We start from the raw sequence: 16,245 nt of genomic DNA, 5'->3' as shown, positions 1-16,245 counted from the left end.
GAACTGCCCCGGGTGGCGTCGACCGTCCGGCCTCCGCGCGGCTCCTTCGAGTTGGCCGCCGGACGGTTGCCGCCGCCCTGTGGTGTGCTGCCCGCGCGCCACCGGGCCAGGCTGTAGCGGGCCCGGCGTGGTCAGCGAGGCAGGGGGGCGGACCAGCGCCGGCCCGCCGGGCGGCGGGACACAGCCCGGTGTCGTAGTCGCCGATCGCGCTGGACGGTTCAACCGTTGAAGACGCCCTTCCTTCACCCCAGCGGGGCGGGAAGGGGAGCCGTGTGCAGCACCGCGAGGCGGGAGACCGCCCGGGTGAGCACCACGTACAGCCGGTGCAGGCCGCGCGGCTCGGCGGCCACGATCGCGGCCGGCTCGACGACCACCACGTGGTCGTACTCCAGGCCCTTGACCAGCGTCGCGGGGACGACGGTGACCCGCGCGGCGGTCTCCACGTCATCGGCGGTCGCGGTGTCGATCCCCGCGCCGGCCAGCGCCGCGCGCAGCCCGGCCACCGCGTCGTCGGCGGCGATCACGCCGACCGAGCCGTCGTGCGTCAGCGCCGCCCGCACCTCGGCCACCGTCGCCCCCGCCAGGTCGTCCACCGTACGCACGTCCAGCGCGCCGTCGCGGCGCAGCGACTCCGCCGGGGGCACGTCCACCTCCAGCGCCGGCAGCAGCCGGTTGGCGAACGCCACCACTGCGGCGGGGACCCGGAAGCCGATGCTCAGCGGCACCACCACCGCGTCCGGCTTGCCCAGGTGGGCCAGGGAATCCCGCCAGTCGCGGGCGGCCCACGGGGCGGTGCCCTGCGCCAGGTCGCCGAGCAGGGTGACCGACCCGTGCTCGCTGCGCCGGGCGAGGGCCCGGCACTGCATGGGGGACAGGTCCTGCGCCTCGTCGACCACCACGTGCCCGAAGCCGGCGGGGCGCTCCAGCAGCCCGGCGGCCTCGTCGACGAGCACCGCGTCGGCGGCCGTCCACTTCGCAGCCTTCGGGGTGCGGGCCGGTTTCGCCCAGGTCAGCAGCGCCTGCTCGGCATCGGTGAGCACGCCGTCGGCCGCCGCCGCGAGCGCCGCCGGGTCGGCGAGCAGGGAGTGCACCAGCCCCTCCGGGGTGAGCGCCGGCCAGGCCGCGTCCAGGAAGTCGGCGACCGGGCGGCACCTTCCCATCCGGCGCAGCCAGGCGTCGCCCGGCGACTCGGCCCGGCGGGCCTCGGCCTGGCGTTGCAGCAGGCCGACCACCCGCGCCCGGACCCGCTCCCGCCCGGTGGCGTACGGCAGCCCCTCCCGGCGGGTCTCCTCGACCAGCCGGTGCAGCGGGTCGAGGCCGATCCGCCAGCGGAACGACCCGTCAGAGACCATGATCGGCTCGGTCGGCGCGGCGATCCGCGACTCGACTGCCCGGCGCAGCACCTCGGCCATCCGGGGATCGTGCTTGAGGGTCGCCACCGCCGGGTCCTCGACCGCCCGCACCGGCACCCGGGCGATCAGGTCCTCCACGGTCGCCTGCTCGACCTCGACCTCGCCGAGCGCCGGCAGCACCGCCGCGATGTACGACAGGAACGCCCGGTTCGGCCCCACGATCAGCACCCCGGAGCGGCGCAGCCGTTCCCGGTGCAGGTAGAGCAGGTACGCCGCCCGGTGCAGGCCGACCGCCGTCTTCCCGGTGCCCGGCGCCCCCTGCACGCAGATCGAGTCGGCCAGGTCGGCGCGGACCAGTTCGTCCTGCTCCGGCTGGATGGTGGCGACGATGTCCCGCATCGGCCCGACGCGGGGGCGCTCGATCTCGGCGGTGAGGATGCGGCTGGCCGTGCCCAGCTCCTCGCCCCGGTCCAGCCGCTCGTCCTCGAAGCTGGTGAGCGCGCCCCGGTCGAAGCCGAAGCGGCGGCGCACGGTGACGCCCTGCGGGTCGCGGGCGCTGGCCCGGTAGAACGCCCGGGACACCGGTGCCCGCCAGTCCAGCACCATGGGCTCGCCGAGGTCGTCGGTGACGTGGCGGCGGCCGACGTGGTGTTCCTCGTCGCCGAACGTGAGCCGGCCGAAGAACAGCGGGGTGTCGGGTTGGTCGGCCAGTTCGGCGACGCGGCGGGACAGGGTGCGCCCCAGCATCTCGGCCGTGTACGCGTCCCCGGCGACGTTGTGGCCGGTGGCGAAGAGGGCCTCGGTCCGTCCGCGCATGCGGGCCAGCGCGGCGCGGGACGCGTCCAGGTGGGCCCGTTCGGCGGTCAGTTCGGTGTCGAGTGAAACGGGGGCGTGCAGGGTCATCCGACGTACTCCTCGGCGCGGGAAACAAACGCTGCCGCTTGCGTTTCCGGCACAAAGGCCGGCGCGGGGACGTCCGCTGCGGTGTTCGACACCGCGGCCGTCGGCGGGGGCGACCAGTCTACGCCCCGTCCCGCTGCCCCGTCGTGGACATACTCAGCCACGTCGAAGCGGCGTCCAAGGTCGATGCGGATCAACAGGCGGGGCGGTCTCCGGGGCCCGGATGCGGAATTGGCCACTTCGGGAGCCGCCCGCTGAGCCTCGGACGGGCCGCGGGGATACGGTCGCAGCATGGCTGACCGCATCGCCCGCCCCCGGGTCGGACACATCCAGTTCCTGAACTGTCTGCCGATCTACTGGGGTCTGATGCGCTCCGGTGCCCTGATCGACGTCGACCTGCACAAGGACTCGCCGGACCGGCTCAGCGCCGCGCTCGTCGCCGGAGACCTGGACATCGGGCCGATCTCGCACGTCGAGTACCTGCGCCACGCCGACGAGCTGCTGCTGCTGCCCGGCCTCGCGGTGGGCAGCGACGGCCCGGTGCTCTCGGTCAACGTGGTGTCGACCCGGCCGCTGGCCGAGCTGGACCACGGTCGGGTGGCGCTCGGCTCGACCTCCCGCACGGGCGTGCTGCTGGCCCGGCTGCTGCTCGGCGAGCGGTACGGCGTGCACCCCGAGTACTTCCGCTGCCCGCCCGACCTGACCCAGATGCTGCTGGAGGCGGACGCCGGGGTGCTGATCGGCGACGTGGCGCTGCGGGCGCTCTACGAGGCGCCCCGGCGCGGCCTTGAGGTCACCGACCTCGGCCAGGCCTGGCGGGACTGGACCGGCCTGCCGATGGTCTTCGCCGTCTGGGCGGTACGCCGGGACTTCGCCGCCGCCCATCCCGGCCTCGTGAAGGAGGTGCACGAGGCGTTCCTGCGCTCGCGTGACCTCTGCCTGGCGGAGCTTGACCAGGTGGCCGAGGCCGCCGCCCGCTGGGAGCCGTTCGACGCCGAGACCCTGGCGACGTACTTCCGGGCGCTGGACTTCTCACTCGGCGAGCGGCAGGTGGCCGGGCTGCGGGAGTTCGCCCGCCGGGCGGCCGAGATCGGCGAGGCCCCGCCCCTGCCCGAGGGCGGCCCGGAGTTCTTCGCCGGCTGACGGCGCGGCCGGCCCGGATCGGGCCGGCCTCAGGGGCCCGCCGTCAGGTGGTCGAGCGCAGTACCGCCTCGGTGATCTTCTGGCAGTTCTTCATGCCGTACTCGTAGCCCATGTTGATCGGATAGCGGACCATCACGCCCATCGTCCAGTTGTCGCCGATGGCCAGGCAGTTGATGTGCATCTCCTGCTCCTTGGTCCGGTCGATCCAGCCGTTCTTGATGGCGATCTTCTTCCGTTCCGCCTCCGGGAACGCCTTGCGGATGCCGAAGTCACCGGCGCCCCGGACGAGCCGCATCTCGTTGATCAGCCACTTCGTCCACTCCGGGCCGGCCGCGCGACCGTCGGAGATGCACGCGCCGAGTCGCGCGGTGTCCCGGGGGGAGAGGGCGGTCCGGCTCCAGCCCCCGTCGGCGGCCACGCTGCTGTCGGTGGTCTTGCAGATGGAGATCAGCCGCTTGATCGACGCGGACCGGCCGACGGAGTTGTAGAACTGCTCGGCCCGGGTGTTGTCGCTGTCCCGGATGATCCGGGTGGCGTCGGCGAGCTTCGCGTCGCTCGGCGTCTGCCCGGCCTTGTCGGCCAGGCGCAGGTAGTCGGCGACGATCCAGGCCTTGATCAGCGACGCGGTGGTGTTGGTCTCGTCCATGTTCTTCGAGCCGATGATCTTCCCGGTCCGGGTGTCCAGCACGCTCCAGGCGTACCAGCCCTCGATGTCGAGGTCGATCTGCTTGTCCGCGAACGGCAGCGGCTCCAGCGACGGCGACGGGCTGGTGGTGGGGCTGGGGCGCGAGCTGCGGTCCGGCGGGGCGGTGGCCGCGCGGTCGACCGGGGCGGACGGGTCACCCCACTTGGCGGCGGCGGCCGAGGCCAGCGGGGAGCCGGGCATCAGCCGCAGCGACACCAGCACGAGCCCGATCAGGACGACGGCGATCACGATCAGCCGCAGCGGAGATGCGTCCCCGCCGTGGGCCCGGCGGCTGCCCGCCATCAGAGCTTCCCGACCGGCTGCTGCGGCACCTTGAGCGCGGCGCCCGGCTGCGGGGTGACCAACTGGGTCGCCACGCCGGCGCAGACCTTCGCGCCGTAGGACAGACCGCTCTTCTGTGGGTAGCGCAGCATGACGGCGAGGCTCCACTTCTCGGTGACCGCGAGGCAGTTGACGTGCCAGTTCCCGTCGTAGTTCAACGGCGTCCAGCCGTTCTTGATACTGACCGGGCCCTGCGCCTTGATCTCGGCCGGCAGGCCGTCGAGGATCCCCCACTTGCCGCCGCCGGAGCGGGCCTTCTGCTCCTTGACGCTGCCGCGGACCTTGCTCATCTCGTCCAGCAGGTAAGACGTCCACTTGGGGCCGGCGGCCGTGCCGTCGGCGACGCAGTCGCCGAGCCGGGCTGCGTCACGGGGGGACATCCGGGTGAAGCTCCACCAGCCGACGTAGCCGGGCACGTTGCCGGACTTGGTGTCGGTCAGCCCACAGGTGCTGACCATCCGCTTGATCGTCGCGGCCTTGCCGACTGCCGCGTACAGCGCGTTGGCCGCGTCGTCGTTGCTGTCCCGGATCGCCGTGGTGATCTGCTTCCTTCGCTCGGCGGGCAGCGGCTTGTCGCCGAGCTGCCGCAGGTAGTCGGCGGCGAACCAGGACTTGATCATCGACTCGGTCGAATTGGTCGAGGCCAGGTTCTTCGAGCCGGAGATGGTGCCGGTGGTCCGGTCCATCAGGGCCCAGGAGAAGAACTCGCCGGAGAAGTTCATCGAGACCGGGCCGGCGGCCAGGGTCGGCGGCGGTGGGGCGGTCGGCTCGGGGGCCGCCACGCTCTCCGCGCCCCCGCCGGATCCGCCGGTGTCGTCGTCGGAGAGCCGGGCGTAAGCGGCGGGAACCAGCATGGCGCTGCCGAGGAGGACCGCCACGACGGCGAGCACCATGGCCACGCGAGGTCGCATGAGTGGATGAGCTCCAGATGTCAGGGCCGGGGGGCCCGGTCGTTTTCCGAAAGGGTCGGCGTGATCGCCGAGGCCGGGGGAAGCGGCCTCCGTCTGGCGCTGGCAATCGTCGGCAGCCGATCGGTGTGACCGGCAAAGTCTACGTCCGGACGGCCCTGACGCCAGGATCCGACGCCTGTCAGGTTGCTATGAAGGCGGGATAATGGCCCGCTTTGCCGTTCTTGGTGGCTTTCACCTTCGTTCAGTGACCCATGTCATAGCTCGACCCGGCCTGCGCCGACACCGAAAGTGACTGTTCGTGACGGAAGGTGTCCTCGGAAACCTATGACACCCTCTGGTGTCAGAAGTCGCGAGCTGTAACACTTGCTGTCATGTATGGCAACGACTTCCCCGCCCCGGACGACGCGCCCGGCGGCAGCCTGCTCGGCGAGGTGGAGGCGGCGGAGGCGGCGCTGCGGGAGGCGGCGGCCCGGCGGCGCGGTGGCGCCCCCGGCCCGGACACCGACCTGGAGGCGTACTTCGCCGACGTGATCGACGCCGACCAGAAGATCGAGCCCCGTGACTGGATGCCCGAGGCGTACCGGAAGACGCTGATCCGGCAGATCGCCCAGCACGCGCACTCCGAGATCATCGGGATGCAGCCGGAGGGGAACTGGATCAGCCGGGCGCCCTCGCTCAAGCGCAAGGCGATCCTGCTGGCCAAGGTGCAGGACGAGGCCGGGCACGGCCTCTACCTGTACGCCGCCGCGGAGACCCTCGGCATCAGCCGGGACGAGCTGGTGCGGCTCCTCCTCGACGGGCGGCAGAAGTACAGCTCGATCTTCAACTACCCGACCCTGACCTGGGCGGACGTGGGCGTGGTCGGCTGGCTGGTGGACGGCGCGGCGATCGTCAACCAGGTCCCGCTCTGCCGCTGCTCCTACGGGCCGTACGCCCGCGCGATGATCCGGGTCTGCAAGGAGGAGTCGTTCCACCAGCGGCAGGGCTACGAGATCCTGCACGTCCTGGCCCACGGCACCCCCGACCAGAAGGCGATGGCGCAGGACGCGGTCGACCGCTGGTGGTACCCGTCGCTGGCCATGTTCGGCCCGCCGGACGGCGACTCCACCCACTCCGCGCAGTCGATGGCGTGGAAGATCAAGCGGTTCTCCAACGACGAGCTGCGGCAGCGCTTCGTCGACATGTGCGTGCAGCAGGCCGAGATCCTCGGCCTCACCCTGCCCGACCCCGCCCTGCGCTGGAACGACGAGCGGCAGGCGTACGACTACACCCAGCCCGACTACGACGAGCTGATGCGGGTGATCAAGGGCCAGGGGCCGTGCAACCGGCAGCGGATGGAGCACCGTCGCCACGCCCACGCCGACGGTGCCTGGGTGCGCGAGGCTGCCACGGCGTACGCCGCGAAGCAGGCGGAGAAGAAGGAGAAGGTAGCCGCATGACCGAGCAGTCCCCGCTCTGGGAGGTGTTCGTGCGGGCCCGGCGCGGGCTGGCGCACACCCACGTCGGCAGCCTGCACGCCCCCGACGCCGAACTGGCCCTGCACAACGCCCGGGACCTGTACACCCGCCGCCAGGAGGGCGTCTCCATCTGGGTGGTGCCGGCCGGTGCGATCACCGCGTCCAGCCCGGACGAGAAGGACGCCTTCTTCGACCCGGCGGCCGACAAGGTCTACCGCCACCCCACCTTCTACGAGGTCCCGGACGGGGTGGCCCACCTGTGAACGGCCCCTTCGACTTCGCCCTCGCCCTCGGCGACGACGCGCTGGTCGCCGCGCAGCGGCTCGGGGAGTGGACCACCCACGCCCCCGAGATGGAGGAGGACATCGCGCTGGCCAACGTCGCCCTCGACCAGCTCGGCGCGGCCCGGCTGCTGCTCACGTACGCGGGCGAACTGGAGAGCGCCGGCCGGGACGAGGACGCGCTGGCGTACCTGCGCGACGACCGGGAGTTCCGCAACTGCCTGCTGGTCGAGCTGCCCAACGGCGACTTCGCGGTGACCGTGGCGAAGCTGTTCTTCCTGTCGGCGTACCAGCTCCCGTTGTACGCCGCGCTGGCCGGCTGCGCCGACGAGCGGCTCGCCGCGATCGGGGCGAAGGCGCGCAAGGAGTCCGCGTACCACCTCGACCACGCCTCGCTCTGGGTGCGGCGGCTCGGCGACGGCACCGCCGAGTCGCACCGCCGGATGCAGGCCGCCGTCGACCAGGTCTGGCCGTACGTCCACGAGCTGTTCGCGCCGTTCCCGGGCGCGCCGGTCGACCCGACCACCCTGCGCGCCGAGTTCGACGCCGCCGTGGACCCGGTGCTCGCCGAGGCCACGCTGTCCCGGCCGGCGGACGGCTGGGCACCGGCCGGCGGACGGGACGGCCTGCACACCGAGCACCTGTCGTACCTGCTCACCGAGATGCAGGTGCTGCACCGCGCCCACCCGGGGGCACAGTGGTGAGTCCGAGGGAGGCCGTGGCGGCGGTGCTGGACCCGGAGATCCGGGTGATCACCATCGACGAGCTCGGCATCCTGCGGGCGGTCGACGAGGACCCGGCCACCGGCCGGGTGGCCGTGACCATCACCCCCACCTACACCGGCTGCCCGGCGATGGACGTGATCCGCGCCGACATCCGCCGGGCGCTCGTCGCCGCCGGCCACCCCGACGCCGAGGTCCGCACCGTCTACAGCCCGGCGTGGAGCACCGACTGGATCTCCGATACCGGTCGGGCGAAGCTCGCCGACGCGGGCATCGCACCGCCGGCCCCGGTCCGGTCCGGTCCGGTCGTGCCGCTGACCCTCGCCGTCCGCTGCCCGCGCTGCGGCTCCCCGGAGACCGAGCAGATCAGCCGGTTCGGCTCCACCGCGTGCAAGGCGCTCTGGCGCTGCCGTTCCTGCTCCGAACCCTTCGACCACCTGAAGGCGCTGTGACTGTCACGATCACCCGCCCCGTCCGTCGCCGGCCGGCCTTCCACCCGCTGCCCGTCGCCGCCGTCGACCGGCTCACCGCCGACGCCGTGGCGGTCACCTTCGCCGTGCCCGAGGAGCTTCGGGAGACCTTCGCGTTCCGCGCCGGCCAGCACCTCACCGTGCGGCGCGTCGCGGAGGACGGCGAGGACGTGCGGCGGTCGTACTCGATCTGCTCGACACCCGACGACCTGGCCCGGCACGGCCGGCTGCGGATCGGGGTGCGGGAGATCCCCGGCGGCGCGTTCTCCGCGTACGCCTGCGGTGCCCTGCGCGGTGGTGACACCGTCGAGGTGCTGCCCCCGCTCGGGCACTTCACCACGGCGTTCGCGCCGGACCGGGCCCGCCGCTACGGCGCGGTGGTCGCCGGCTCCGGCATCACCCCGGTGCTCGCGCTGGTCGCCACCGCCCTGGCCGTCGAGCCGGCCAGCACCTTCACCCTGGTGTACGGCAACCGCTCGGCGAACTCGGTGATGTTCGCCGAGGAGTTGGCGGACCTGAAGGACCGGTACCCGACCCGGCTGCACCTGGTGCATGTGCTCTCCCGCGAGCGGGGCGAGTCGCCGCTGCTGTCGGGCCGGATCGACACCGGGCGGCTGGGTTGGCTGCTGGAGACCATCGTGCCGGGCGACGCGATCGAGGAGTGGTTCCTCTGTGGCCCGTACGGGATGGTGGTCGACGCGAAGGCGGTGCTGGCGGAGCGCGGCGTGCCGGAGTCGGCGGTGCACACGGAGCTGTTCCACGTCGCCGAGGCCCCCGCGCCGCCGCGCCGCCCGGCCGACCGTCCCGCCGCCGGGGCGGAGGTGACGATCGTGCTCGACGGCCGGTCGTCGTCCTTCACGATGGGCCGTGAGGAGCGGGTGCTCGACGCGGCGCTGCGGGTGCGCGGCGAGCTGCCGTACGCGTGCAAGGGCGGGGTCTGCTCGACGTGCCGGGCGAAGGTCGTCGACGGCGAGGTGACGATGGCCCGCAACTACGCGCTGGAGCCGGACGAGGTGGCCGCCGGATACGTCCTGACCTGCCAGTCCAGCCCGACCACCGACACCCTCACGGTCGACTACGACGCCTGACGGCACGCAGGGCCGATCAGTCGCCGTGGCGGACGTGGGTGTAGCGGGAAGCCTCCCGCTCCGCTTCGTGAGTGACGGCCGCTCCGCGCGCTTGTACTGGCCGAAGCGGGCGATCACCGACGGGATCGGACTGGGCGAGTCCGCCGGGTCGTGAGGCCGCAACCAGGTGGGCTGGTAGGTCTGCATCGCAAGCTAGGCCAGCAGCGGGGTGAGCAGGCGTGCCGGGTCGACGGTGGTGGGCCGGTCGCTCACCTGGCCGTCCCCCAGCTCGATCACCCGCCACACCCCGTCGTCGCGCAGCGCCAGGTCGACCGTGACGAAGGGCAGTCCCAGGCCGGCCACCAGCGGCGTGACGGTGGTCAGGTCGGGGTTGACGGTGGGGGGTCGGTCCGGGGTGTCCGGGTGTGGGCCGACCAGCACGCACCGGCCGTCCCGCCACCAGGTCCGCACCTCCGCCGAGGTGAACAGCTCGAAGCGGCGCAGCACGAAACCGCCCACGAAGTCGTCCTCGCGGAGCTGCCGGAACCGGCGGGCCACCGCCCAGGCGGCCTCGGGGTCGGCCAGATCGGGTATGAAGGCCGCCTCGTCCCAGTGGCGCTTCATCGACTTGCAGTAGTCGCGGAGCACGGCCGGGCCGCTGCCCAGCGTGGTGCGGGCCCGGTCGAACGCGTCCCGCCCGTCCCCCACGGTCCACGTCGTGGCCGGCGTCACGGACCTCAGCTCCGGGTACCAGCCGGGCAGTTCGTGCGCCCGCCGGTACTGCTCGGCGCCGGTACGCAGCGTGACGCCCCGCGTGGCCAGCGCGTCCGCGAAGGCGGCGTACCGCTCGGAGCGGAGCATCCAGCCGCGGTAGACCGCCTCGGTCTCCTCGGGCAGTTGTCGCAGGGCGGCGTCGGCGTCGCCCCGGGCGAGCGCGTCGTGGTCGACGACCGTGACCGGCACGCCAGCCTCCCGGGCGGCCGTCGCCTCCGGCGCGAAGTGCGGTTCCGGCCGGCGGGGCCGGAGCGGGTCGGCGGGTACGAGCAACAGCATCCCGCCATCCTTCCCGGGCCCCGCCACCCGCGCGGTCGTCAGCTCGGGGCCTTGACCTGGCCGTCGAAGGCGATGCTGCGCCAGAGGTCGAACTGGCGGTCGTTGCCGACCAGGGGGTTGCCGACCAGCGCGACGGCGGCGTGCACCTCCTCGTCGTTGCGGAGCTGGCGGAAGTAGCCGGCACCGACCAGGGCGATGCCCCGGCCGGGTGACTGGATCAGCCTCATGTCGTCCTTCCAGAGGTCGAACGGGGGTGGGGTCAGCCCGCGGGCCCGGGCGATGAGCGCCTGCGCGGTGGCCTGCGCGGCGTCGTAGCGGTCCGGGAAGGCGGAGCGCTGCACGCCCTGCGCCACCCGCCCGGCCGACCAGCCGGGATTGGCGGCGGCCAGCGGGACGGCCCGGACGAAGAACGAGTTGGCCGCGTACGCCACGTTCATGATCTGCGCGGGGGTGCCCCAGCCCTGGGAGGGACGCTGCTGGAACACGCCCAGCGAGTCGGAGTCGCCACAGGGCAGGTTGTTCATCCGCGACTCCACCCAGCCGGCCTCGAAGCCGGCGAGCAGCACCCGATCGTTGACCGACAGCCCGGTGGCGACCTGGTAGACGGCGGTCAGGACGGCGTCGTCGGCGTTCGGTGGGATCGACGAGCAGGCGGCCTGGGCAGGCTCGCCGGAGGCCGCCTGGGACAGCCCGACGCCAGTGGCGACCAGGGCGGCTCCGCCGGATGCCAGGGCGAGCGCCTGGCGGCGGGAGTATGTGTTCATCGTCGGTGTCAGGCCGACGGGGCCTTGACCTGGCCGTCGTAGGCGATGCTGCGCCAGAGGTCGAACTGGCGGTCGTTGCCGATCAGGGGGTTGCCGACCAGCGCGACGGCGGCCGTCACCTCCTCGTTGTTGCTGAGCTGGCGGAAGTAGCCGGGGCCGACCAGGGCGATGCCCCGGTTGGTGGACTGGATCAGCCTCATGTCGTTCTCCGTGAGGTCGAGGGGTGGGTTGCCGGCGAGCTGGCGGGCCACGTCGGCGCGCATCGAGTCGAGGTCGATGAAGGAGGGGTCGATCTTGCCGCTGGTGCTGGTCTCCCGGTGGCCCCGGGCGTAGCTGGCATCCCGGCCGAGCCGGCGCAGCACGGCGGCGGTCGCGAGCACCGAGGCCGAGTACTGGGCGTTGGTCATGGCCTGGTTGACCCCGTTGTAGTCGATCTCCCAACCGACCATCAGGGTGTTGCCGTCGCCGGCCGGGATGGGGCCGCTGCCCCGGCTGACGCCGGCGTGGTTGGCCCGCCCGCCCGAGATGACGTGGAAGACGCCGTTGTAGTCGACCAGCGCCTGACAGAGCGGGCCGGGCAGGTCGGACCGGCCGTTGATGCAGATGTTCAGGGCGGGGTGCGGGTTGGCGGCGCTGGAGGTGGCCGCGGTGTGGTGCCAGAGCACGCCGATCGGGGCGAACGAGCTGCCGGCGACCCGGCCGAGCCAGTTGCCGTGTTCGACCACGGTGACGCCGGCGCCGCGGAGCACGTCGGCGAGCCAGGGGATGGTGGCCATCAGGCCGTGATCAGGTCGGCGAGACACTCCGGGGTCGGGGTCGTCGCCGCCTGTGCCGGCTGGCTCACCGTTACCAGGGCCAGCGCGGTGGCCGCGATGGGTACGAGGCCGAGCAGCGCCCGGCGGGGCAGTGGGCGAGGGGCGGGGGGAGTCGGGTCCGTGATCATTCACGCATGCTAATTGATCGATTTATCCCCGGTAAGTCCCCCGCGCTTGCGGCTGCCCGGGGCAGGCTGTGTCGTGGTCGACAGGAGTCCGGTCCGGCCGGCCGGGGGCGGGGCGACGTAGGCTCGGGGGCGTGAGTGTGAGCCGGGAGATCGACGACATCCTGCAGCGCGGCGCGGACGGCGGGCGGATCACGCCCGAGGAGGCCCTGCTGATCTACACCGAGGCGCCCTTCCACGCCCTCGGCGAGGCGGCCGACGCGGTGCGTCGGCGGCGCTACCCCGACGACATCGTCACGTACCTGATCGACCGCAACATCAACTACACGAACGTCTGCGTGACGGCGTGCAAGTTCTGCGCCTTCTACCGCGCCCCCAAGCACAAGGAGGGGTGGACCCACCCGACCGAGGAGATCCTGCGCCGCTGCGGCGAGGCGGTCGAGCTGGGTGCCACCCAGGTCATGCTCCAGGGCGGCCACCACCCCGACTACGGGGTGGAGTACTACGAGGAGCTGTTCTCCTCGGTGAAGAAGGCGTACCCGCAGCTCGCCATCCACTCGATCGGGCCGAGCGAGATCCTGCACATGGCCAAGGTCTCCGGCGTCGGCCTCGACGAGGCCATCGCCCGGATCAAGGTGGCCGGGCTGGACTCGATCGCCGGCGCCGGCGCCGAGATGCTGCCGGACCGGCCGCGCAAGGCCATCGCGCCGCTCAAGGAGTCCGGCGCGCGCTGGCTGGAGGTCATGGAGCTGGCCCACCGGCAGGGCCTGGAGTCGACCGCGACGATGATGATGGGCACCGGCGAGACCAACACCGAGCGGATCGAGCACCTGCGGATGATCCGTGACGTGCAGGACCGCACCGGCGGGTTCCGGGCGTTCATCCCGTGGACGTACCAGCCGGAGAACAACCACCTCAAGGGCCGCACGCAGGCCACCACGCTGGAGTACCTGCGGCTGGTCGCGGTGGCCCGGCTGTTCTTCGAGACCGTCCCGCACCTCCAGGCGTCCTGGCTGACCACCGGCAAGGACGTCGGCCAGCTCGCCCTGCACATGGGGGTGGACGACCTCGGCTCGATCATGCTGGAGGAGAACGTCATCTCCTCGGCCGGTGCCCGGCACCGCTCCAACCTGCACGAGCTGATCGGCATGATCCGCTCGGCCGACCGCATCCCGGCCCAGCGGGACACCCTCTACCGCCGGCTCGCGGTGCACCGCACCCCGGCCGACGACCCGACCGACGACCGGGTGGTCTCGCACTTCTCGTCGATCGCCATGCCGGGCGGCGGGGCGGGCCGGCCGCTGCCGCTGGTCGAGGTCAACTGACCCACCGCGCACCGGCGGACACGCTGGGCGAGTGCTCGCTGGCCGGTCGGCCGGTGAGCCGATCGGCGGTCCGGACAGTTCTGCTCGGCCTGTCGGACCTGGTGTGCGTCTCGTCGTCCGAAAGGGTCGCGCAGGCCAACGCGGGTCGCTAACGTCCCCCGCGACGTGGTCCGAGGCCCAGTCCTCCATCGGTCCGTGGGGACCGTTCACATAGAGCACGGCGGTGGGGGCGGGATGGTCGACCATCCCGCCCCCACCGTCTTGACGGGTGGGGCCGGACGGATGAATTGCCGTGCCGGCTCCTGGCGCATTCGATCTACCTGGGATAACGTCCGCCCGGCTCCGCAAAAAAACCTCCTCCTTCTTCCCTAACCCCGGGGGATCAATGACCTCGTTCCACCGTTCGGCCCTGGCCCGTGTCGGCGCCGTGGCGCTGCTGGCCGCCGGCGGCCTGGCCACCGTGGCGGCCCCGGCCCAGGCGGCCGACCAGGCCGACCTGGCGCTGGTCCCGCTCAGCCAGAACCTGGCCAGGGGCGTCGAGGCGGCCAAGGCCAAGCCGTTCAAGTTCACCGTCGACAACACCCGCAGCTCGGTCGCGGCCCGCGACGTCCGGGTCACCGTGGAGACGAAGGGCCTGACCAAGCGGGTCGGCTTCGTGGTCCCCGACGGCTGCGAGGTCTCCGGCACCGCCTTCACCTGCCTGCTCGGCGACCTGGCCGGCGGCACCAGCGAGGACTTCGGCATCCCGCTGTTCAGCACCGGCGGCCGGGGCAAGGGCGGCGCGCTGAAGGTGACGGTCGCCTCGTCGACCGCCGACCCGGACACGGACGACAACAGCGAGACCGTCGACATCACCGTCACCCGGCCCGGCTACGACCTCACCTCCTGGGTGCAGGACGGGTACGCCAACGTGGTGGTCGACGGCGCGCAGAGCAACGAGCCGGACCTGAAGCCGATCCCGCGCGGCGCGACCGCCCCGCTGGACTGGGCGATCTACAACGACGGCAGCCGCCGGGCGACCGGCGTCTTCTACGCCATCACGCTGCCGGCCAAGGTCAGCTTCGCGAAGCTGCCCGAGAACTGCGTCGAGCAGGAGACCGACGGCCCGGCCCAGGCGTTCTGCGAGGACGCCGGCGCGGTGATCCGGCCGGGCGAGTACTACACCGACGACGTGCGGGTGAAGGTCGCCGACGACGCCGACCAGCCGGTGCTGCGCATCGGTGAACTCTTCGCGTACGGGCTGGACGAGGCGCAGGGCGCTCCCGAGTCGGAGCCGCAGGTCGCCTCGGCGGCCCAGCGTCGCGCCTTCACCGAGACGGACGAGGTCGACAACCAGGCCGTCTTCGACGTCTTCGTGGACCTGTCCGCCCAGCCCACCCCGACCCCCACCCCCACCCCGACCGGCACCCCGACCCCGGGCCCGTCCGCCGAGCCGAGTGCGACCACCTCGCCGGGCACCGGCGGTGGCGGCGGCGGGCTCCCGGTGACCGGCGTGCAGGCCGGGCTGATCGGTGGCATCGGCGGCGCCGTGCTGCTGGCCGGAGGGGCGCTGCTGGTGCTCTCCCGCCGCCGCCGGGTGCTGCTGGTGACCCCGGGGGACGAGAGGTCGAACAGCTGACCGTCGGGAACGACTGACGCGACGCGCCGGGACGGGCGGGGTGGGTGACCACCCCGCCCGTCCGCGTACCCCCGCCGCGCGCCGCCCCGGCATCGGTGGGTGGGGCGTCGGCTGGCAGAGTGGAGGGGTGAGCCTTACCCCGCAGGGCCAGCGCGCCGGCCTGGACAAGCAGCCGCACGAGGTCGCCGCGATGTTCGACGGCGTGGCCGCCCGCTACGACCTGACCAACACCGTCCTCTCCTTCGGGCAGGACCGGTTCTGGCGGCGGGCCACCCGGGCGGCACTCGGGCTCGGCCCCGGCGACCGGGTGCTGGACGTCGGCGCGGGCACCGGCGTCTCGACCGAGGAACTGGCCCAGTCCGGCGCGTACGCGGTCGGCGCTGACCTCTCTCTCGGCATGCTGCACGCCGGCAAGCGGTCCCGCCCCATGGTGCCGCTGCTGGCCGGGGACGCGCTGCGGCTGCCCTTCGCGGACGCCAGCTTCGACGCGGTGACCATCTCCTTCGCGCTGCGCAACGTGTCGGAGACCGACGCGGCCCTGCGTGAGCTGGCCCGGGTCACCCGGCCCGGCGGCCGGCTGGTGGTCTGCGAGTTCAGCACCCCGGTCAACCCGGCGTTCCGCACGGTCTACCTGTCCGCCCTGATGCGTTTCCTGCCGGGGGTGGCCCGCACGGTGTCCAGCAACCCGGACGCGTACGTCTACCTCGCCGAGTCGATCCGGGCCTGGCCGGACCAGCCGGCTCTGGCGGCGCGGATCGGCGCGGCCGGCTGGGGCGGGGTGGCCTGGCGCAACCTCACCGGCGGCGTGGTCGCCCTGCACCGTGCGGTTCGCGACTGAGTCGTGCCGGTCGTGTCGCGTTTACCTAATGCGCGGAAATAGTCCACTTTGCCCGATAGGCTTGCTCCGTGACGGGAGCAGAGCCGGCGCGCGCGACGCCGAGCGAGGACGCCGCAGAACTCGTCGCCCAGCTCAGGGAGTTGGCGGGGGCCGACCCGGCCGACGTCCGTCAGGTGGTGGCGGAGGTGCTGGCGGCCCTGGACCGCGCGGCCGGCGGCGCCCTGCGTGACCACCTGCCGGAGGCCATCCGGGTCGATGCGGGTCTGGACGAGCCCACCTCCGCGCCGCTTTGACCCCTTTGTGGATCCCGGCGGCTCCCACCTCGGCAAGTTAGGGCCACCTAACCCGGCAGGGGCGTAACGCCGGTCATAGACTCC

The 16,245-nt window shown here is 72.8% G+C and carries 17 protein-coding genes; 10 read left to right on the top strand and 7 right to left on the bottom strand.

All coding sequences use genetic code 11. The features are described 5' to 3' along the window. Window positions 1–242 precede the first annotated feature (242 nt). On the bottom strand, window positions 243–2,255 hold the full coding sequence (locus tag ABT023_RS09330; protein ID WP_350883433.1) for a HelD family protein: 2,013 nt from the start codon (window positions 2,253–2,255) through the stop codon (window positions 243–245). A gap of 288 nt (window positions 2,256–2,543) precedes the next feature. Between ABT023_RS09330 and ABT023_RS09325 the strand changes: the two genes are divergently transcribed. Continuing rightward, the gene (locus tag ABT023_RS09325; protein ID WP_350883431.1) at window positions 2,544–3,395 is read left to right on the top strand and encodes a menaquinone biosynthetic enzyme MqnA/MqnD family protein; all 852 of its coding nucleotides are present in this window, start codon (window positions 2,544–2,546) and stop codon (window positions 3,393–3,395) included. A 43-nt stretch (window positions 3,396–3,438) separates the two neighbouring features. Here the strand turns inward: ABT023_RS09325 and ABT023_RS09320 are convergent, their stop codons facing one another. After that, complete coding sequence (locus ABT023_RS09320; RefSeq protein WP_350883429.1) at window positions 3,439–4,383, bottom strand: serine hydrolase; 945 nt, start codon at window positions 4,381–4,383, stop codon at window positions 3,439–3,441. Next, the gene (locus ABT023_RS09315; protein WP_350883427.1) at window positions 4,383–5,333 is read right to left on the bottom strand and encodes a serine hydrolase; all 951 of its coding nucleotides are present in this window, start codon (window positions 5,331–5,333) and stop codon (window positions 4,383–4,385) included. Before ABT023_RS09315 ends, ABT023_RS09320 begins: the two co-directional genes overlap by 1 nt. 371 nt (window positions 5,334–5,704) lie before the next feature. Between ABT023_RS09315 and paaA the strand changes: the two genes are divergently transcribed. Genes paaA through paaE form a run of 5 tightly spaced genes read left to right on the top strand, consistent with a single transcriptional unit; the run spans window position 5,705 to window position 9,351 of the window. Next, window positions 5,705–6,772, top strand: a complete 1,068-nt coding sequence (gene paaA, locus ABT023_RS09310; RefSeq protein ID WP_350883425.1) for a 1,2-phenylacetyl-CoA epoxidase subunit PaaA — start codon at window positions 5,705–5,707, stop codon at window positions 6,770–6,772. Further along, the gene (paaB, locus tag ABT023_RS09305) at window positions 6,769–7,053 is read left to right on the top strand and encodes a 1,2-phenylacetyl-CoA epoxidase subunit PaaB (RefSeq protein WP_350883423.1); all 285 of its coding nucleotides are present in this window, start codon (window positions 6,769–6,771) and stop codon (window positions 7,051–7,053) included. Before paaA ends, paaB begins: the two co-directional genes overlap by 4 nt. Further along, window positions 7,050–7,775, top strand: coding sequence for a 1,2-phenylacetyl-CoA epoxidase subunit PaaC (gene paaC, locus ABT023_RS09300; RefSeq protein ID WP_350883421.1), 726 nt, complete (start codon window positions 7,050–7,052; stop codon window positions 7,773–7,775). Before paaB ends, paaC begins: the two co-directional genes overlap by 4 nt. After that, window positions 7,769–8,245, top strand: coding sequence for a 1,2-phenylacetyl-CoA epoxidase subunit PaaD (paaD, locus tag ABT023_RS09295; protein ID WP_350883419.1), 477 nt, complete (start codon window positions 7,769–7,771; stop codon window positions 8,243–8,245). Before paaC ends, paaD begins: the two co-directional genes overlap by 7 nt. Beyond that, window positions 8,242–9,351, top strand: coding sequence for a 1,2-phenylacetyl-CoA epoxidase subunit PaaE (paaE, locus tag ABT023_RS09290; protein WP_350883417.1), 1,110 nt, complete (start codon window positions 8,242–8,244; stop codon window positions 9,349–9,351). Before paaD ends, paaE begins: the two co-directional genes overlap by 4 nt. A 192-nt stretch (window positions 9,352–9,543) precedes the next feature. On the opposite strand, the gene ABT023_RS09285 is transcribed toward paaE, so the two are convergent. Genes ABT023_RS09285 through ABT023_RS09270 form a run of 4 tightly spaced genes read right to left on the bottom strand, consistent with a single transcriptional unit; the run spans window position 9,544 to window position 12,090 of the window. Continuing rightward, complete coding sequence (locus ABT023_RS09285; protein WP_350883415.1) at window positions 9,544–10,383, bottom strand: ATP-grasp domain-containing protein; 840 nt, start codon at window positions 10,381–10,383, stop codon at window positions 9,544–9,546. Window positions 10,384–10,421: 38 nt separating this feature from the next. Then, on the bottom strand, window positions 10,422–11,147 hold the full coding sequence (locus ABT023_RS29075) for a hypothetical protein (RefSeq protein ID WP_502890625.1): 726 nt from the start codon (window positions 11,145–11,147) through the stop codon (window positions 10,422–10,424). An 8-nt stretch (window positions 11,148–11,155) separates the two neighbouring features. Further along, entirely contained in the window at window positions 11,156–11,923 is a 768-nt protein-coding gene (locus ABT023_RS09275; protein WP_350883413.1) for a peptidoglycan recognition protein family protein, read from the bottom strand. Beyond that, window positions 11,923–12,090 carry a hypothetical protein gene (locus tag ABT023_RS09270; RefSeq protein ID WP_350883411.1) on the bottom strand — a complete coding sequence of 56 codons (168 nt, stop codon included), beginning with the start codon at window positions 12,088–12,090 and terminating at the stop codon, window positions 11,923–11,925. The genes ABT023_RS09275 and ABT023_RS09270 overlap by 1 nt, the downstream gene beginning before the upstream one ends. Window positions 12,091–12,221: 131 nt before the next feature. Between ABT023_RS09270 and mqnC the strand changes: the two genes are divergently transcribed. From mqnC to ABT023_RS09250, 4 genes are all read left to right on the top strand, one after another. Continuing rightward, window positions 12,222–13,412 carry a cyclic dehypoxanthinyl futalosine synthase gene (mqnC, locus tag ABT023_RS09265; protein ID WP_350883408.1) on the top strand — a complete coding sequence of 397 codons (1,191 nt, stop codon included), beginning with the start codon at window positions 12,222–12,224 and terminating at the stop codon, window positions 13,410–13,412. Between the two features lie 385 nt (window positions 13,413–13,797). Beyond that, window positions 13,798–15,030: an LPXTG cell wall anchor domain-containing protein gene (locus ABT023_RS09260; RefSeq protein ID WP_350883406.1), complete on the top strand. Its 1,233-nt coding sequence runs from the start codon at window positions 13,798–13,800 to the stop codon at window positions 15,028–15,030. Between the two features lie 127 nt (window positions 15,031–15,157). Next, a complete protein-coding gene (locus ABT023_RS09255) occupies window positions 15,158–15,868 on the top strand; it encodes a demethylmenaquinone methyltransferase (RefSeq protein WP_350883404.1) in 711 nt (236 codons plus the stop codon). Window positions 15,869–15,936: 68 nt separating this feature from the next. Beyond that, complete coding sequence (locus ABT023_RS09250) at window positions 15,937–16,161, top strand: DUF2267 domain-containing protein (protein ID WP_350883402.1); 225 nt, start codon at window positions 15,937–15,939, stop codon at window positions 16,159–16,161. The last annotated feature ends 84 nt before the right edge of the window (window positions 16,162–16,245 follow it).

Origin of the sequence: Micromonospora sp. NPDC002296, from assembly GCF_040296145.1 — a bacterium.
Classification (GTDB): domain Bacteria; phylum Actinomycetota; class Actinomycetes; order Mycobacteriales; family Micromonosporaceae; genus Micromonospora.
The sequence above is the reverse complement of the archived record's forward strand: the minus strand, read 5'-3'. Positions and strand labels throughout refer to the sequence as shown.